This is a genomic window from Streptomyces mabaensis (assembly GCF_053763515.1).
In genome coordinates, this window is the sequence record NZ_JBSOPZ010000024.1 from 41015 (window position 1) to 58368 (window position 17354).

Consider the following 17354-nt stretch of genomic DNA (forward strand, 5'->3'; position numbering starts at 1 on the left):
CGGACAGGTCGCGGACAGGTCCCGGACAGGATCCTAGGTGTCGCACTCCAGGACCGTGCGGCACAGGCCGCAGCGGGCCCGTACCCGGCCGCGGACCGGGACGCGGATGCGCTGGGCGCAGGTGGGGCAGTCGAAGGAGACGCGGAGCGCTCCGGGGCCGCCGTCGAAGCTGTACGGGCAGCCGGGGGGTGTCGGTCCCCGGTGCTCGACCGCGTACCGCCGGTCCTTCGCGTACCGGCGCCGGCCCGACCAGCCGGCCGCCGTCAGGGGCGGTTGCTGCTCGTCGCGGCGGGCCATTGCCAGACCTTTGGTGTACGCGGTGTACGCCTGCGGGCTGGTGAACCGGATCGCGGGGTCCTCGTCGAAGACCAGCGCCCGCTTGGCCAGGACGTAGCCGAACTCCTCCGGGGTGAGATAGCCGAGCTTCTGGCTGGAGGCGGCGTCCTCGCGGTACGCGTCGAGCAGCAGCCAGCCCGCGCCGAGGTAGGCGGCTGCCGTGTCCGTGAGGATCTCGTTGTCGCGGGTGCCCGGGAACTCGAGCCCGAGCCGGTGCAGCAGCACATGGGTGATCTCGTGGGCGAGGGCGGCGCCGATGTCCTGACGGTGGGTTCTGAAGCGGTCGTTGAGTTCGATGAAGTACTCCGGGCCCGCCGCGAGTTCGACGCTCGCCGCGTGCTCCATCTCGCGGAAGCCGACGATCATGCGGGCGTCGGGCAGATGGAGATGCTGCACCATCGCGTGGGCGACGCGCTGGGCACCCAGGTGGAGGTCGTCTTGGTCGGAGAAGGCCGCGTCGACGGGGGCGAAGCTCGGGGCGTAGCCGCGGATCCCCTCGTACGAGAGCCGTTTGTAGAGCGCGGTGATGGCGGCCCGCACGGTGGAGAGGTGCGGATAGCCGTGTACGACCTCGCTGCCGTTCGCCACGCCCGTACCTCCGGATGAAGGTGAACCGGCTTCCACTGTAAGCGGAGACCGGGGAGGGGCGGTGGTGGCCGGAAAGTGTGCCTTGTCGCATGGCTGAGCGACTCTTCATAATCCAACAGCGTCTTGGCGTGCACATGTCTGCTCGCTTGGCATGAGCACGCCCAGATCACCCAACCCCCCACGAAAGGCAGTCCGTTGAAGAAGTTCATCAGCCTGCTCAAGAGATCCGCCGCCGTCCTCACGGTCGGACTCGCGGCCCTCAGCCTCCAGCCCGCCTCCGCGTCCGCCGCGGCGCCGCCCGTCGTGGGCGGAGTCCGCGCCGCACAGGGCGAATTCCCCTTCATGGTCCGGCTCTCCATGGGCTGCGGTGGCGCGCTGTACACCCAGACCATCGTGCTCACCGCCGCGCACTGCGTGAACGGCTCCGGCAACAACACCTCCATCACCGCCACCGCCGGGGTCGTGGACCTCCGGAGCCCCAGCGCGATCAAGGTGAGGTCGACCAAGGTCCTCCAGGCCCCCGGCTACAACGGCACCGGCAAGGACTGGGCGCTGATCAAGCTGGCCCAGCCGATCAACCTGCCGACCCTGAAGATCGCCGAGACCACGCAGTACAACAGCGGCACCTTCACCGTCGCCGGCTGGGGCGCCGCGACCGAGGGCGGCAGCCAGCAGCGCTACCTGCGCAAGGCCAACGTCCCGTTCGTCTCCGACGCCACGTGCAAGCAGGCGTACGGGAGCAGCCTCGTCGCCGGCGAGGAGATCTGCGCCGGCTACATGGCCGAAGGCGGCGTCGACACCTGCCAGGGCGACTCCGGCGGCCCGATGTTCCGCAAGGACAACGCCGGCGCCTGGGTCCAGGTCGGCATCACCAGCTGGGGCGAGGGCTGCGCACGGGCCGGCTACCCCGGGGTCTACACCGAGGTGTCGACGTTCGCGTCAGCGATCAAATCGGCAGCGGCAGGCCTCTGACACCCCCCTCGGCGACACCGCCGCCCCGGGCCCGGGCTCGGGCTCGGCGTCCCGGACGTGGGCGCCGCCCGGCGCCGTACGGTCCGGCCGCTGAGCCGGTCCGCTGAGTCCAGCGGCTGAGCACACCACCTGTCCCGTTCCAGCGGCCCGGGCCGCAGGAACGGGACAGGCTGCGCCCGGCGGCAGGGTCCCTGCGGGGCCGCGGTGCCGGCGTCTGCGGCGTACGCCCCTGCCCGACACCGCCGCGCGCGACCCCCGGTTCCGTACCTCCGGCCGCGGCGCGCGGCAGGACGATGCCCCCATCGACGACGCGTGCCAAGCCGCAGGCTGGGACGCCCGGCCACCGGCGGGGGACGGCAGGGCGCGCACCCGGCGTCGCCGGGGCTGTGCCCAGGCCGCTGGCGTCGGCCAAGCAGCAGGCGGGCACGGCGAGTACCGACGCGCCCCGGCGTCGCCGGCCCGCGCTCACGCCGACGGCTCGCGCCAAGCCGCAAGCGGCGGCGCCCGAGCACCGCCCCCGCGCCCCGCGCCCCGCGCCCCGCGCACCGCGCGCATCGCGCGGCGCTCAGCTGAGCTCCGCGAACCGTTCGCCCGCTCCTTCCAGTTCCAGTACCCACACCTCGTTGCCGCCCTCGCGCAGCGCCGGCCCCGGCACGTACAGCGCATCCTGCGGGCCCGCCGCCCAGTACCGGCCCAGGCAGAAGCCGTTCACCCACACGAAGCCCCGCACCCAGCCCGGCAGCCGCAGCGACGCGTCCCCCGCGCCGGCGACCTCGAACCCGCCCCGGTACAGTCCCGTCGGCCCCGCCGGCTCGCGGAAGGCCACCTTCGCGACCGCCTCCGCGTCCTCGAACGCGTCGAGCCGCAGGCCCCGCGCTCGTACACCGTGCAGATACTGCCGCTCGTGCAGGATGCCACCGGTGATGCCCTTGGACTCGGCCAGTCGCGGCCCGTAGTTGACCCGCCCCAGCGACTCCACCCACAGCTCCACCGTGGCGGGCCCCGCCACCGGCGCGCCGAGCGCGGCGCTCTCGCCGTCCAGCACACCGGCCCGCACCCCGTCCACGTACACCACCGCGAGGTCCCGCAGCCCCGCCACGCTCAGCGTGTACGGCTGCCGGGGACCCGGCACCTCCACCTGGTAGCGGACCAGCCCGCGGTCCACATCCAGCTCCTCGAACGTCGCCGGCGTCGCCGACTCACGCTCCGGCCCGCCCAGCACCTCCAGCACCTCGTCCAGCGGCGCCCACCCCGTCAACTCCGCCCGGACCGCAGCTCCGAGCGGGGCGGGCAAGGGCGGCAGCCCGGGCAGCGGCCCCTGCCCGTACCCCGCCCCGTACTCGGCGAGGATCTCCCGGAACAGCCAGAACTTCTCGGTCGGGCGGCCGAACTCGTCCACGGGTGCGCCGTAGTCGTACGACGTCACATCCGGCTCGAGCACGCCGTCGTGCAGCGGGCCCCCGCGATTGGCCCCCGCCCAGCCGGCGAAGTTCGTCCCGCCGTGCGCCATGTAGAGGTTGACCGACGCGCCGCATTCGAGGATCTCGCGCAGCGCGTCCGCCGCGTTCCCCGGCTCCCGTACGACCGGGGCCGCACCCCAGTGGTCGAACCAGCCGCACCAGAACTCCATGCACATCAGCGGCCCCCGCGGCCGGTGACGGCGCAGCACCTCGAAGCCCTCCCGGGCCCCGGAGCCGAAGTTCGCCGTCGCCAGTACCCCCGGCAGCGAGCCGCCCGTCAGCATGTGGTCCTCCGGCCCGTCTGACGTGAACAGCGGTACGGTCACCCCGCGTTCGCGCAGCAGCTCGGCCAGGTGCCGCAGGTACACCTGGTCCGAGCCGTAACTGCCGTACTCGTTCTCGACCTGCACCATGACGACCGGACCGCCCAGGTCCGCCTGCCGCGGCACGACCTCGTGCAGCAGATGGTGGAACCACCGGTCCACGTGCCGCAGATACTCCGCGTCCCGCGTGCGCACCCGCGAGCCGAGCGGCCCCGTCAGCCAGTGCGGCAGCCCTCCGTTCTCCCACTCGGCGCAGATGTACGGTCCCGGCCGCACGATCGCCCACAGCCCGGCCGCCCGCGCCGCGTCCAGGAACCGGCCCAGCGCCTGCACATCCCGGAACCGGCCGGGCGACGGCTCGTGCAGGTTCCACGGCACGTACGTCTCCACGCAGTTCAGGCCCATCGCACGCAGCATCGCCAGCCGGTGCCCCCACTGACCCTCGTGCACCCGGAAATAGTGCAGAGCGCCCGACAGCAGCCGCACCGGCCGGCCGTCCATCAGGAAACCCTCGTCACCCACCGTGAAGACAGCCACGGTCCCCGCCCCTCACTCGCTCACCGACTGCGGCCACCCTCGCCCCCTGGCGGGCGGCCGGTCCATGGACAAAGATCAGCGCTGTTTGGACGCAACTGTGCGGCCCGCAACCGCCGACGAGCCGCAGCCGCCGACGCGCGCCGCACCCGAGCAGACGAGGAGGAAGAAACCCGGATGTACCACACCTGGATGCGCTACTTCACCCCCAGCCCCCTCCACCACCGCCTCGGACTCGTCTGCCTCGGCGTCGGCCTCCAGCACGGCGCCCTCCCCACCGTCGGCCCCCGCACCCTCGACCACCACGTGGCCATCGTCATCTGCGCGGGCAGCGGCTGGGCCGAAGGCCCCGACGGCCGGCGCACCCGCATCACCGGCCCCACCCTCCTCTGGCTCACCCCCGGCGTGCCCCACCACTACGCCGCCGACCCCGGCACCGGCTGGGACGAGGCCTTCGTCGACTTCACCGGCCCCGCCACCACCACCTACACCGAACTCGGCTACATCGAACCCGACCGGCCCGTCGTCCCCCTCTCCGACGCCGCCGGGCCACGCGCCGCCATCGGCCGCATCGCACGCGCCGCCCGCCGCGGCAACCCCCTCCTGGAGGTCGAGACCGGCGCCGCCGTCCACGAACTCCTCGTCGCCCTGCGCCGCGCCCGCGCCGACACCAACGCCGAGGGCGACCCCGTCCTCCAGGCCCTCGCCCGCGACGCCTTCCAGCCCCTGTCCGTCGCCGAACACGCCTCCCGCCACGGCATGACCCCCGCCGAGCTGCGCACCGCCGTCCGCCGCGGGGCGGGCTGCAGCCCCAAGGACTACCTCCTCGGCATCCGCCTCGGCCGCGCCAAGGAACTCCTCGCCGCCACCGAACTGCCCGTCGCGGCCGTCGCCCGCCGCGTCGGCTACGACGACCCCGCGTACTTCTCCCGCCTCTTCACCCGCCGGGTCGGCACCGCACCCGTCCGCTTCCGCGAACAGCAGGGCCGCGCGGTGCCCGGTGGCTGGAGCAACCAGATCCCCGACCCCGACCATCCACCGACCATCGGCTCCTCGGGCCCCCCGCGCGCCACGTAAGCTCAGCGACCATGACCTCCAGCAACATCGACGAGTCCGTACGCGCGGAACTGGCCCGGCTGCGGGCCAGCATCGACAACATCGACGCGGCCGTGGTCCACATGCTCGCCGAGCGCTTCAAGTGCACCCAACAGGTCGGCCACCTCAAGGCCCACCACCACCTGCCCCCGGCGGACCCGGACCGAGAGGCCCGCCAGATCGCCCGCCTGCGCGAACTCGCGGAAAGCGCGAAACTGGACCCCGCCTTCGCGGAGAAGCTGCTGAACTTCATCATCGCCGAGGTGATCCGCCACCACGAGACGATCGCCGCGAAGCCCCCGGCGGCCGCGAAGCCCCCGGCGAACGAGGGCTGACCACCGCCCCCTGTCCCGCGCCCCGCCCCACACCGCCCCGCGTCGCCCCCCTGTGCCGTCCCCACCGCATCAGGCAGCATGTCCCTCATGTCCGTACTGACGCGCGACGAAGCGCAGACACGAACCCAGCTCCTCGACATCCAGCGGTACACGATCGGCCTCGATCTGACGACCGGCGGCGACGAGACCTTCGACTCCCACACCGTCATCCGGTTCACCTCGCGGGCCACCGGAGACACCTTCGTCGAGCTCAAGCCGGCCGTACTGCGCTCCGCCACCCTCGACGGACAGCCCCTCGACCCCGACACGCTCGACGAGAACCGGCTCCCGCTCACCGGCCTCACCGCCGGCGAGCACGAGCTGCGTATCGACGCGTCCATGCGGTACTCCCGCACCGGTGAGGGCATGCACCGGTTCACCGACCCCACCGACGGCGAGATCTACCTCTACACCCAGCTCTTCATGGACGACGTCCAGCGCGTCTTCGCCGCCTTCGACCAGCCCGACCTCAAGGCCGTCTTCGACCTCACCGTCACCGCACCGGCCGGCTGGACCGTCCTCGGCAACGGCATCGCCGCACACCAGGGCCAGGGCCGCTGGACCATCGCCCCCACCCCCCGCATCTCCACCTACCTCGTCGCCGTCGCCGCCGGCCCCTGGCACTCCGTACGCACCGAGCACGCCGGACTGCCCTTCGGCATCCACTGCCGCCGCTCCCTCGCGCCGTACCTCGACGCCGACGCCGACGAGATCATGGACATCACGCGGCAGTGCTACGACCGCTACCACGAGAAGTTCGAGGAGCCGTACCCCTTCGACTCCTACGACCAGGCCTTCGTCCCCGAGTTCAACGCCGGCGCCATGGAGAACCCCGGACTCGTCACCTTCCGCGACGAGTTCATCTACCGCTCCGCCGTCACCGACACCGAACGCCAGACCCGGGCCATGGTCATCGCCCACGAGATGGCCCACATGTGGTTCGGCGACCTCGTCACCCTCCGCTGGTGGGACGACATCTGGCTCAACGAGTCCTTCGCCGAGTACATGGGATACCAGACCCTCGCCGAAGCCACCCGCTTCACCGACACCTGGGTCGACTTCGGAATCGTCCGCAAAGCCTGGGGGTACGACGCCGACCAGCGGCCCTCCACCCACCCCGTGGCACCCGACCCGGACGCCGTCCCCGACACCGCCTCCGCGATGCTCAACTTCGACGGCATCAGCTACGCCAAGGGCGCCTCCGCACTGCGCCAGCTCGTCGCCTGGCTCGGCGAGAAGGACTTCCTCGCCGGCATCAACACCCACTTCGACCGGCACAAGTTCGGCAACGCCACCCTGGCCGACTTCATCGAATCCCTCGCCCACGCGACCGACCGCGACGTCCACGCATGGGCGGAGCGATGGCTGCGCACCACCGGCGTCGACACCCTCGGCCCGTCGATCGCCGCCGCCGACGGCGGCTGGACCCTCGCCGTCGACCACAAGGGCGACCGCCCCCACCGCATCGCGGTCGGTGCGTACGACAAGGTCCTCGCCGAGCCCAGCCGCCTGGTCCTGCGCGAACGGTTCGAACTGGACATCCCCCAGCGCGACCCGTCCGCGGTCCGTCCGGGCCGCCGCCCCGACCTGGTCCTCCTCAACGACGGCGACCTCACCTACGCCAAGGTGCGCCTCGACTCCGCGTCATGGGACACGGCGGTACGTTCCCTGTCGGGCCTGCCCGACCCGCTGGCCCGCGCCGTCGTCTGGAACGCCGCCCGCGACATGGTCCGCGACGGCGAACTGGCCCCCGCCGCCTACCTCGAGGCGGCCCGCGCGCACCTGCCGTACGAGTCGGACCTCGCGATCGTGCAGGGCGTACTCGGCTTCGCCAACACCCAGATCACCGACCGCTACCTGCCCCCGGAGGCGCGGCCCGCCGCCCTCGCGACCCTCACCGGCCTCTGCCGCGACCTGATCCGGCGCACGGAGGACGGGGACGGGGCGGGCCTCAGGCTCACGGCCGTACGCCACTTCATCGACAGCGCAACCCAGCCGGACGGCATCCAGGACTGGCTGACGTCCGGCGGCGTCCCCGGCGGGCCGGAACTCGACCCCGAGCTGCGGTGGCGGATCCTGCAGCGGCTCGTGGTGCTCGGCGCGACGGACGAGGCGGCGATCGCCGCGGAGCTGGACCGGGACCCCACGGCGACCGGCCAGGAAGGCGCGGCCCGCTGCCGGGCAGCGCTGCCGGACCCCGTGGCCAAGCGCGAGGCGTGGGAGCGCATGTTCGCGTCGGACGGCCTGTCCAACTACCTGTTCACGGCCACGGCCCAGGGCTTCTGGCAGCCCGAACAGACCGATCTCGTACGGGAGTACGTGCCCCGCTACTACCCGGACGCGGTGGCCCTGGCCGCCCGCCGTGGCCAGGCGATCGCGGAAGCGGCGGGCCGCTACGCGTTCCCGCTCTACGCGGTGGACGCGGAGTCCCTGCGGCTGGGCGAGGAGTGCCTCCACGAGACGGAGATGATCCCGGCCCTGCGCCGCAAACTGACGGACCAACTGGACGACCTGCGAAGGGCAAGGGAGGTCCGCGCGGCGGGGCGGGGGTGAGCTTGGCGGGGGCCGGGGCGGGGGTGACTGCGCCCGGGGGCGAGGGGTGGACGGGAAACCCGGGGCCGCCCGCTTTGTGAGTATGGCGGGCCGGGCCGGACCGTCAAGGGCGCTCCCTGCGGTCGCGTCGCTGCGCGATGGCCTTCGGCCCCCCTTGACCGTCCGCCCCGTCCCGCTGGTGCAGATGAGTGTCGGGCGGCCCCGGGGAGCGGGGCCCCACCTGAGCCGGGACGCTGGCTGCGCTCTCGTCGGTGACCTCAGCCCGGTGGGCGGGGCAAGACACGCGGCCACTTCGGGGGCTGCGGGGCTCGGCATAGCGGCCGACGGCCGTCTGTTGGCCAACGACAACGCCCAATCCGAGGTGGATTGACACCAAGCGGCCGAGGGGACCCGTAGGCGGGCCACAAACCCCGGCAAATCGGGCGCAACTGAGGTCCTCGGGACCCTTCATGCCGCTCGATGTAGCCATACCTCGGCCAGACCGGCCTGACGGCCGAATAGCCGGGGCCAAGCCCCTCCCAGCTGCCGCACGCGACAATCCCCCCGGCCTGCGGCCGCTGAGCGAGCCGGGCCCCCTGGCGATCAGTCGCGCGCCCTGCCCACAGGCCTACGGCCGCTTGGCCGGGCCGGGCACATCGCAAGTCTGTCGCACCCGCCCACCGGCCTGCGGCCGCGGAGCTGGTCGGGGTCCTCCGAGCGGACCACGCGGTCCACAATCTGCAGCCGCTTGGCCGGGGCCAGGCCCCTCCCGGGGCGACCGCGTGGTCCACAACCTGCAGCCGCTTGCCCGGGGCCGGGCCCATCCCGGAGAGACCGCGCCCCGCAACTGCCACCGGCCTGCGGCCGCTAAGCCGGGGCCGGGCCCTCCCGGGCCGATGGCGCATCACCCACCACCCGGCGGCCGCTAAGCCGGGGTCGGGCCCCTCCCGGGCTGATGGCGCATCACCCGCCACCCGGCGGCCGCTGAGCCGGGGCCGGGCCCATCCCGGAGAGACCGCGCCCGCCACCCGGCGGCCGCTGAGCCGGGGCCGGGCCCATCCCGAGGCGACCGGGTACCACCCACAACCCGGTGGCCGCTGAGCCGGGGCCGGGCCCATCCCGAGGCGATCGCGCACCACCCACCGCCCGGTGGCCGCTGAGCCGAGCCGGGCCCCTCCCGGAGAGACCGCGTCCCGTAACCGCCCACCGGCCTGCGGCCGGGGGCGGACCGGGGGCAATCGACCAGCAGTCCCGGGGCCCGGCTCCGGGGGCCGCCCCCCCCACTCATCAGTAGCGGTGGAGGGACGGGAGTCCAGGGTGGCCGAAGGCCATCGCGCAGCGACGCGACCGGAGGGAGCGCCCTTGACGCCCGGCCTGGAGCCGCCATCATCACAACCGGGCGGCCCCCTCCCCGAACCACCCGACCCCGGGCACGGATGACCGCCCCCGGCCTGCCCCCGGCCTGCGGCCGCTCAGGTGGCCCGGGCCCATCCGGGACCAGCCGCGCGTCCTGCCGCCCCTCACCGGCTACAACCGCTGAGCCGAGGCCGGGGCACTCCGAGGCCGGGGCCGGGCCGCCTGCACACCACTCACCACCCGGAACCGCCCCTCACCCACGCCCCCACCCACCCACCGTCCCGCGCCCACCCCCACCCACCGGCCCCCGGCCCGGCCTCGATACCACCCGCCACCCCCGACCTCCCCTTCCCGCGCCGCCGTACCCACTTTCGGGTTGAGATCGTTGGGCTCTGCGGGTGCTCCTGCCGATCCGTGTACACGCTGGTGTGCCCCTCCCACGTACCCGAACGACCACCGGCACACCAACGACCGGCACACCAACGACCGGCACACCAATGACCGGCCCGAACGACCGGCACACCCGAACGACCGGCACCCGAAGGACGGACCCATGACGCCGCCCCCCGGCACCCACCTCCCTCCGCTCGCCGGAGGCGCGGCCGGGCCCGACGCGCTGCGGCCCCTGCTCGCCGCCGTGCTCGACGCCCTCCGCGACGGCGCCGCCGCCCGCGGCGGGCCCATGCCCGGCGGCGGGCCCGACGCCGTCGCCGCACGGGTGCGCGACGCCGTCGAGCCCGTGCTGCCCGAGACCGGCACCGGCGCGGACGCGGCCCTGCGTACCCTCGTCCGTACCTTCGCCGAGGGCGCCGCCGACCCCGCCGAACCGCTGTGCGTGGCCCACCTGCACTGCCCGCCCCTCGCCCTCGCCGCCGCCGCCGACCTCGCCGCCTCCGCGCTCAACCCCTCCATGGACTCCTGGGACCAGGCCCCCGCCGCCTCCACCCTCGAAACCGAAGTCACCCGCACACTCGCCGCCGAGATCTACCCGCACCACCCCGCACCCGACGCCCTCGTCACCACCGGCGGCACCGAGTCCAACCAGCTCGCCCTCCTCCTGGCCCGCGAACGCCACGGCTCCGTCCAGGTCCTGCACGGCGCGAACGCCCACCACTCCATCCCCCGCGCCGCCTGGCTCCTGGGCCTCCCCGACCCGGTCACCGTCCCCGCCCCCGCAGGCGTCATCGACCCGGCCGCCCTCGACGAGGCCCTCAACGACATGCACGGCCCCCTCCTCGTCACCGCCACCGCCGGCACCACCGACACCGGCCTCATCGACCCCCTGCCGGACATCGCAGACCTCTGCGCCGCCCACGGCGCGGAACTCCACATCGACGCCGCCTACGGCGGCCCACTCCTCTTCAGCGACACCCACCGCGGCAAGCTCCGCGGACTCGACCGCGCCCAGTCCGTCACGCTCGACCTGCACAAACTCGGCTGGCAACCGATCGCCGCCGGACTCCTCGCGGTACCCGACACCGCCGCCCTCGCGCCCCTCGCCCACCGCGCCGAGTACCTCAACGCCGACGACGACACCGAAGCCGGCCTCCCCGACCTCCTCGGCCGGTCCCTCCGTACCACCCGGCGCCCCGACATCCTCAAGGCCGCCGTCACCCTCAAGGCCCTCGGCCGTACCGGCCTCGCCGAACTCGTCGACCGCACCTGCGCCGCCGCCGGCCACCTCGCGGACCTCCTCGACGCCCACCCCGGCTTCGAGCTCTACGACCGGCCCACCATCAGCACCGTGCTGTTCCGTCCCACGGGCGCGACCGACGACCACCTCGCCGAGCTGCGCCGCACCCTCCTCACCGAGGGACGCGCCGTACTCGGCCGGGCCCGCGCCGACGGCCGCCTGTGGCTCAAGGCCACCCTCCTCAACCCGCACACCACCCCCAGTGACCTCGAAACACTGCTCACACTCCTGGAAGGCAGCACCCCCCGATGACCGCCCCGACACCCCCCACCCGGCCGCACACCCCGCCGCACCCCACCGCACCCCCCGTCCCCGCCCCCACCCAACACCCCCAGGACCTAGACCAGCCGCACGACCTCGTCGGCATCGGCATCGGCCCGTTCAACCTCTCCCTCGCCGCCCTCGCCCACGGCATCCCCGGCAACACCCTCGCCACCGCCTTCTACGACCAGGGCCCCGCCTTCCACTGGCACCCCGGCCTCCTCCTCGACGGAGCCACCCTTCAAGTCCCCTTCCTCGCCGACCTCGTGACCCTCGCCGACCCCGCCAGCCCCTGGTCCTTCCTCAACTACCTGCGCAGCCGCGACCGCCTCTTCCCCTTCTACTTCGCCGAGCGCTTCCACATCCAGCGCGCCGAATACGACGCGTACTGCCGCTGGGTCAGCGAAAACCTCCCGGACCTGCACTTCGGCCACCAGGTCGACGCCGTCCGCTGGAACCCCGAACGCGACCTCTTCGAAGTCGACTTCACCCAGCTCGACACCGACGGCGAAGCCGAAGCACTCGGCCGCGCCTACACCCGCAACCTCGTCCTCGGCGTCGGCACCGCCGCCTACGTCCCCGAACCTCTCCGCCCCCTCGTCGACGCCCCCACCGTGCCCGTCATCCACTCCGCCGACTACCTCGACCACCGGCAACGCATCCTCGCCGCCGAACACATCACCGTCATCGGCTCCGGCCAGTCCGGCGCCGAGGTCTTCCTCGACCTCCTCCGCGCCCGCCCCGCCGGCCGCGAGAAGATCACCTGGCTCGCCCGGACCGAGGCCTTCGCCCCCATGGAGTACTCCAAGCTCGGCCTGGAACACTTCACGCCCGACTACACGCGCTACTTCCACTCGCTCCCCGAGCCCGTACGCGACCGGCTCGTCCCCCAGCAGTGGCAGCTCCACAAGGGCATCGACGCCGACACCATCGCCGCCATCCACGACGAGCTCTACCGCCGTACCCTCCACGGCGGCTGGCCCGACGCCGTCCTCACCCCCGGCGTCAGCGTCCGCACCGCCGGCCGCGTCGCCACCACCAAGGTCGAACTCCACCTCGAACACCTCCAGCAGGGCACCCGCTCCCGCCTCACCACCGACGCCGTCGTCCTCGCCACCGGCTACCGCGAGCGCCCCCTCGCCCCCCTCCTCGCCGGTCTCGACCCGTACATCCGCCGCGACGCCTCCGGACGCCCCCGCATCGACGACGAGTACCGCATGCTGCTCGACCCGTCCGTCACCGGCTCGGTGTACGTACAGAACGCCGAGCGCCACACCCACGGCGTCGGCGCACCCGACCTCGGCCTCGCCGCCTGGCGCAGCGCCGCCATCCTCAACTCCCTCACCGGCAAGAGCCCCTACCCGCTGCCGCAGCGCACCGCGTTCACCAGCTTCGGCCTGGAACGCGAACAGGCCCGCCCGGCACCCGCGCCGGAGGGCCTGCTCCCGCTGGTGGAACACACCTGACGGGTGGAGCACACCCGACGGATGGAACACACCTGACAGGTGGAACACACCCGACGGATCAGAACACCGGCGTACCGTCCCGCGTCAGCCTCCAGTCCACCGACGCGAACCGCGCGGGATCGACCGTCCCCCGCGCCTGCACCCACGTGATGATCGTGTTGCGGATCTCGTCCGAGTTGGCCCACAGCTGCTTCGCCTGCGGCACATGCGGGAAGTTCCCGCCCCCGCTCGCCCGGTAGTTGTTCACCGCGAGCACGAACCGCGCCGCCGGATCGACCGGCCTGCCGGCGAAGGACAGCCCGGTGATGCGCGAGCCGACCGGCTTCGCGATGTCGATGTCGTACGCCAGACCCGGCAGACCCGGCAGACCGTCCGCCGGGTCGTCCGTCAGGCCGTACACCGCGTCGTAGTTGTAGTCCGGGGTGTTGTCGGCGTTCGTCAGCTTCGCCGGATCCACCGGCGCACCCGCGGCCGTCCGGACGTAGTACTTCGCGGAGTACTCCAGATAGTCCTTCAGCTGCGCACCCGTGATCAGCCGCGCCTCCAGCGTGTTCTCGAACGGATACAGCCCGGCCGCGTCCCTGATCGTCACGCGGCCGGCCGGGATCGCGGCCGTACGGGAGAAACACGACGCCTGCGAGAGCACGGGCAGGCCGGCATACTCGCCGCCCGCGAGGGCCGCCTTCACCGTCTCCGCCTGAACGTGGTTGATCAGGTCGATGATCGGCACATCCTTGTACGGACCCTCGGCCGTCGCCATCGCCGCCGTCGACGTGCCGATGACCTGGTTGACGTACGCCACGACCTTTCGGTGCTCGTCCCCGAGCAGCCGCACGATCTCCGGATCCTCCGCCACCGTATTGGAGTTGAGGACCTGCGCCGCCACCCGCTCGACCGTCCAGCGCCCCTTCGACCAGACCAGATCGAAGTCGAACAGCGTCAGCCGCTGCCCCCACTTGAGCGGCTCCGAGAGAACGACCTCCTTGCCCGTCTGCCTGTTCACGACCCGGTACTCCGGGATCTCGGTGTGCGCGTGCCCGACAAGGATCGCGTCGATACCCGGAACCTGCTCCGCGACCAGCCCGGCCGCGTTCTTGATGTGCGGCAGCTGGTCGCCGTACGAGGACGTACCGCTGGAACCCGAGTGCGCCGAGACGATGACGACATCCGCGCCCATGGACCGCAGCCGCGGCACGTACTTCGCCGCCTGCTCCTCCAGACCCGGGAACGTCATCTTCCCCTGCACGTTGATCTTGTCCCAGATCGCGATGCCCGGATTGGTCAGACCCAGGACGGCGACCTTCACGTCCCGGCCGCAGGGCGTACGCAGACGGTGGATGCTGTACGGCGGGAACGCCGGCCGCAGCGTCTTCGCGTCCAGCGCGTTGGCGCCCAGCAGCGGGAAGTCGCACTGCTCCTCGAACGTACGTAGCACCGGTATCCCGTAGTTGAACTCGTGGTTGCCCAGCGCCGCCGCGTCGTAGCCGATCGCGTTCATCGCCTGAGCCATCGGATGAACCGGGCCGCGCCGCGCGGTGATCGGGTCGATCTTGGCGTAGTAGTACGACAACTGCGTGCCCTGGATCGTGTCACCCGCGTCGATCAGCAGCGTGTTGCGCCGGCCCTTCTCCTCGCGGACCTGATTCACCAGCGTCGAGATCTTCGCCAGCCCCACGTCGTTGTGTGCCTTGTCGTCGAACTCCTTGTCCGTGAAGTAGTCCCAGTTGAAGACGTTGCCGTGCAGGTCGGTGGTGCCCATGACGGTGAACGAGTACCGCTTCGGCGGACGTCCGGACGCCCGGCCCTCGACGTGGGCTGCGGCGGGAGCGGAGGAGGACCCCGCGAGTGCGACTCCGGCCCCGGTGGCGGCCGATGTGCCCAGGAACGTCCGTCGGTCGAGCGGCATTTCATCTCCCTCTTCAGATTGCACAACGCGCGTAGATAACGCGCGTAGATTCTGGCCCAGCAGCCACCCGGGCAACACCCCTCGGCAGTTTCGATCTGATGACCACCCGTTGTCGGACCCGGATGCGAGAGTGTCCGTACGACCGACCGCGCCCCGAGGAGATCACCGTGACCGACGAAGTACCGTCCCCGCCCGCAGCCCCCTACGGCACCCCCGAAGTCCCCCGCGTCGCCGTCCGCGGCGAGGCCCGCATCGAAGTCGACCCCGAAATCGCCCGCATCGGAATCAGCGTCAGCGCACGCGGAACCGACCGGCGCAGCGCACTCGAAGACCTCACCCGCCGCAACGCAACCGTCCTCGACCTCATCAAGTCCTACGGCGACGCGGTCGAAAAGCTCGAGACCGGCGCCTTCTCCATCAGCCCCGAACTCACGCGGCACGGCCGCGGCGAACGCATCCGCGCCTACCACGGCCGCGTCCACGTCAGCGCCGAACTGAACGACTTCACCGCCCTCGGCGAACTCACCACCCGCCTCGCCGACCTCGAACTCACCCGCGTCGACGGCCCCTGGTGGGCCCTGCGCCCCGACTCGCCCGCCCACGGCGAAGCCCGGCGGCAGGCGGTGAAGGAAGCCGTCCAGCGAGCCCGCGAGTACGCCGAAGCGCTGGGCGCCCGCCTCGCGGCCCTCGTCGAACTCGCCGACCTCGGCGCGGAGAACGCCGTCCCCATGGCGCCACCAGCACCCGGCGGCATGATGCGGTCAGTGGCATACGGCGCAGCCGCGGAAGACGCGGCAGCACCCGCCCTCGACCTCGAACCCCAGCGCCAGACCGTCTACGCCCAGGTGAACGCACGCTTCACGATGACCCCGCCGCGGCTGTAGCCGGGCATTGCTCATCAGAGCGCCCCCGCGCACAATTCAACACTTGTCAATAACCCTTCATGCAAAGGTTGTTGAGTAGTCATGTGTGACTGATTCGCTACCGGCCGGTAAGGCCTAGGCTCGAACCATGCGCCGAGCAAAAATCGTCTGCACCCTGGGCCCCGCCACCGACACATACGACCAGATCAAAGCACTGGTCGAAGCCGGAATGGACGTCGCCCGCTTCAACCTCAGCCACGGCACCTACGCCGAACACGAGGAGCGCTACCAGCGCGTCCGCAAGGCCTCCGACGAAACCGGCCGCAGCGTCGGCGTCCTCGCCGACCTTCAAGGCCCGAAGATCCGCCTCGGACGCTTCACCGAAGGCCCCGTACTCCTTGAACGCGGCGACGACTTCACCATCACCGTCGAACCCCTCGAAGGCGACCGCCACATCTGCGGCACCACCTACCAGGGCCTCGCCACCGACGTCACCGCCGGCGAACGCATCCTCGTCGACGACGGCCGCGTCGCCCTCCAGGTCACCAGAGTCGACGGCCCCCGCGTCCACACCACCGTCATCGAAGGCGGCATGGTCTCCGACCACAAGGGCCTCAACCTCCCCGGCGTCGCCGTCTCCGTCCCCGCACTCTCCGACAAGGACATCGAAGACCTCCGCTGGGCCCTGCGCACCGGCGCCGACGTCATCGCCTTGTCCTTCGTCCGCAGCGGACACGACATCGAAGACGTCCACCGCGTCATGGACGAAGAGGGCCGCCGACTCCCCGTCATCGCCAAGATCGAAAAGCCGCAGGCCGTCGAGAACATCGACGACATCGTCGCCGCCTTCGACGGCATCATGGTCGCCCGCGGCGACCTCGGCGTCGAAATGCCGCTGGAACAGGTGCCGATCGTCCAGAAGCGCGCGATCAAACTCGCCAAGCGCAACGCCAAGCCGGTCATCGTCGCCACGCAGATGCTCGACTCGATGATCGACAACTCCCGGCCCACCCGCGCCGAAGCGTCCGACGTCGCCAACGCGGTCATCGACGGCACGGACGCGGTGATGCTCTCCGGCGAGACCAGCGTCGGCAAGTACCCGATCGAAACGGTCAAGACGATGGGCCGCATCGTCGAGGCGGCGGAGGAAGACGTCCTGGCCAAGGGCCTCCCTCCACTCACCGACCGCAACAAACCCCGCACCCAGGGCGGCGCCGTCGCCCGCGCCGCCGCCGAGATCGGCGACTTCCTCGGCGCGAAGTTCCTGGTCGCCTTCACCCAGAGCGGTGACACGGTCAAGCGCCTCTCCCGCTACCGCTCGCCGATCCCCCTGCTGGCCTTCACCCCGGACCCGGCCACGCGCTCCCAGCTGAACCTGACGTGGGGCGTCGAGACGTTCCTCGGCCCGCACGTCGAATCGACGGACGCGATGGTCGCCCAGGTGGACGAACAGCTCCTGAAGATCGGCCGCTGTGAAAAGGGAGACATCGTGGTCATCACGGCGGGCTCTCCACCGGGAGTCCCGGGCTCGACAAACCTGGTCCGCGTCCACCACATCGGCGAGGACGACGCGCCGAAGTAGGCGGCGCGGGTGG

General features: G+C 72.1%; 11 protein-coding genes. 8 read left to right on the forward strand and 3 right to left on the reverse strand.

Annotation, left to right across the window (positions count from 1 at the left end):
• Positions 1–33: 33 nt before the first annotated feature.
• Positions 34–924 carry a hypothetical protein gene (locus ACWV17_RS21650; protein ID WP_455361049.1) on the reverse strand — a complete coding sequence of 297 codons (891 nt, stop codon included), beginning with the start codon at positions 922–924 and terminating at the stop codon, positions 34–36.
• A 195-nt stretch (positions 925–1119) separates the two neighbouring features.
• Here ACWV17_RS21650 and ACWV17_RS21655 point away from each other — a divergent pair, with 195 nt between their 5' ends.
• Positions 1120–1896 carry a S1 family peptidase gene (locus tag ACWV17_RS21655; RefSeq protein WP_455354314.1) on the forward strand — a complete coding sequence of 259 codons (777 nt, stop codon included), beginning with the start codon at positions 1120–1122 and terminating at the stop codon, positions 1894–1896.
• Positions 1897–2461: 565 nt separating this feature from the next.
• Here ACWV17_RS21655 and ACWV17_RS21660 read toward each other — a convergent pair.
• Complete coding sequence (locus ACWV17_RS21660) at positions 2462–4216, reverse strand: glycoside hydrolase family 35 protein (protein ID WP_455361050.1); 1755 nt, start codon at positions 4214–4216, stop codon at positions 2462–2464.
• Positions 4217–4390: 174 nt separating this feature from the next.
• Here ACWV17_RS21660 and ACWV17_RS21665 point away from each other — a divergent pair, with 174 nt between their 5' ends.
• The 5 genes from ACWV17_RS21665 (at position 4391) to ACWV17_RS21685 (ending at position 12990) form a co-directional block, all read left to right on the forward strand.
• Complete coding sequence (locus tag ACWV17_RS21665; RefSeq protein WP_455361051.1) at positions 4391–5290, forward strand: helix-turn-helix domain-containing protein; 900 nt, start codon at positions 4391–4393, stop codon at positions 5288–5290.
• Between the two features lie 11 nt (positions 5291–5301).
• Positions 5302–5643: a chorismate mutase gene (locus tag ACWV17_RS21670; RefSeq protein WP_455354311.1), complete on the forward strand. Its 342-nt coding sequence runs from the start codon at positions 5302–5304 to the stop codon at positions 5641–5643.
• An 87-nt stretch (positions 5644–5730) separates the two neighbouring features.
• On the forward strand, positions 5731–8235 hold the full coding sequence (pepN, locus tag ACWV17_RS21675; protein ID WP_455361052.1) for an aminopeptidase N: 2505 nt from the start codon (positions 5731–5733) through the stop codon (positions 8233–8235).
• A gap of 1888 nt (positions 8236–10123) precedes the next feature.
• The gene (locus ACWV17_RS21680) at positions 10124–11515 is read left to right on the forward strand and encodes a pyridoxal phosphate-dependent decarboxylase family protein (protein ID WP_455361053.1); all 1392 of its coding nucleotides are present in this window, start codon (positions 10124–10126) and stop codon (positions 11513–11515) included.
• Positions 11512–12990 (forward strand): lysine N(6)-hydroxylase/L-ornithine N(5)-oxygenase family protein, encoded by a 1479-nt coding sequence (locus tag ACWV17_RS21685; protein ID WP_455361054.1) that lies wholly within the window; start codon positions 11512–11514, stop codon positions 12988–12990. The genes ACWV17_RS21680 and ACWV17_RS21685 overlap by 4 nt, the downstream gene beginning before the upstream one ends.
• A gap of 58 nt (positions 12991–13048) precedes the next feature.
• Here the strand turns inward: ACWV17_RS21685 and ACWV17_RS21690 are convergent, their stop codons facing one another.
• On the reverse strand, positions 13049–14896 hold the full coding sequence (locus ACWV17_RS21690; protein WP_455361055.1) for a bifunctional metallophosphatase/5'-nucleotidase: 1848 nt from the start codon (positions 14894–14896) through the stop codon (positions 13049–13051).
• Between the two features lie 122 nt (positions 14897–15018).
• On the opposite strand from ACWV17_RS21690, the gene ACWV17_RS21695 reads away from it, so the two are divergent.
• On the forward strand, positions 15019–15780 hold the full coding sequence (locus tag ACWV17_RS21695; RefSeq protein WP_455361097.1) for an SIMPL domain-containing protein: 762 nt from the start codon (positions 15019–15021) through the stop codon (positions 15778–15780).
• A gap of 127 nt (positions 15781–15907) precedes the next feature.
• Complete coding sequence (pyk, locus tag ACWV17_RS21700) at positions 15908–17341, forward strand: pyruvate kinase (protein WP_455354305.1); 1434 nt, start codon at positions 15908–15910, stop codon at positions 17339–17341.
• Positions 17342–17354 lie beyond the last annotated feature (13 nt).

Bases quoted from the DNA above. Each gene is read 5' to 3' on its own strand.
- ACWV17_RS21665 (WP_455361051.1), top strand. From the start codon at position 4,391: ATGTACCACACCTGGATGCGCTACTTCACCCCCAGCCCCCTCCACCAC.
- ACWV17_RS21670 (WP_455354311.1), top strand. From the start codon at position 5,302: ATGACCTCCAGCAACATCGACGAGTCCGTACGCGCGGAACTGGCCCGG.
- pepN (WP_455361052.1), top strand. From the start codon at position 5,731: ATGTCCGTACTGACGCGCGACGAAGCGCAGACACGAACCCAGCTCCTC.
- ACWV17_RS21680 (WP_455361053.1), top strand. From the start codon at position 10,124: ATGACGCCGCCCCCCGGCACCCACCTCCCTCCGCTCGCCGGAGGCGCG.
- ACWV17_RS21685 (WP_455361054.1), top strand. From the start codon at position 11,512: ATGACCGCCCCGACACCCCCCACCCGGCCGCACACCCCGCCGCACCCC.
- ACWV17_RS21690 (WP_455361055.1), bottom strand. From the start codon at position 14,896: ATGCCGCTCGACCGACGGACGTTCCTGGGCACATCGGCCGCCACCGGG.
- ACWV17_RS21695 (WP_455361097.1), top strand. From the start codon at position 15,019: ATGCGAGAGTGTCCGTACGACCGACCGCGCCCCGAGGAGATCACCGTG.
- pyk (WP_455354305.1), top strand. From the start codon at position 15,908: ATGCGCCGAGCAAAAATCGTCTGCACCCTGGGCCCCGCCACCGACACA.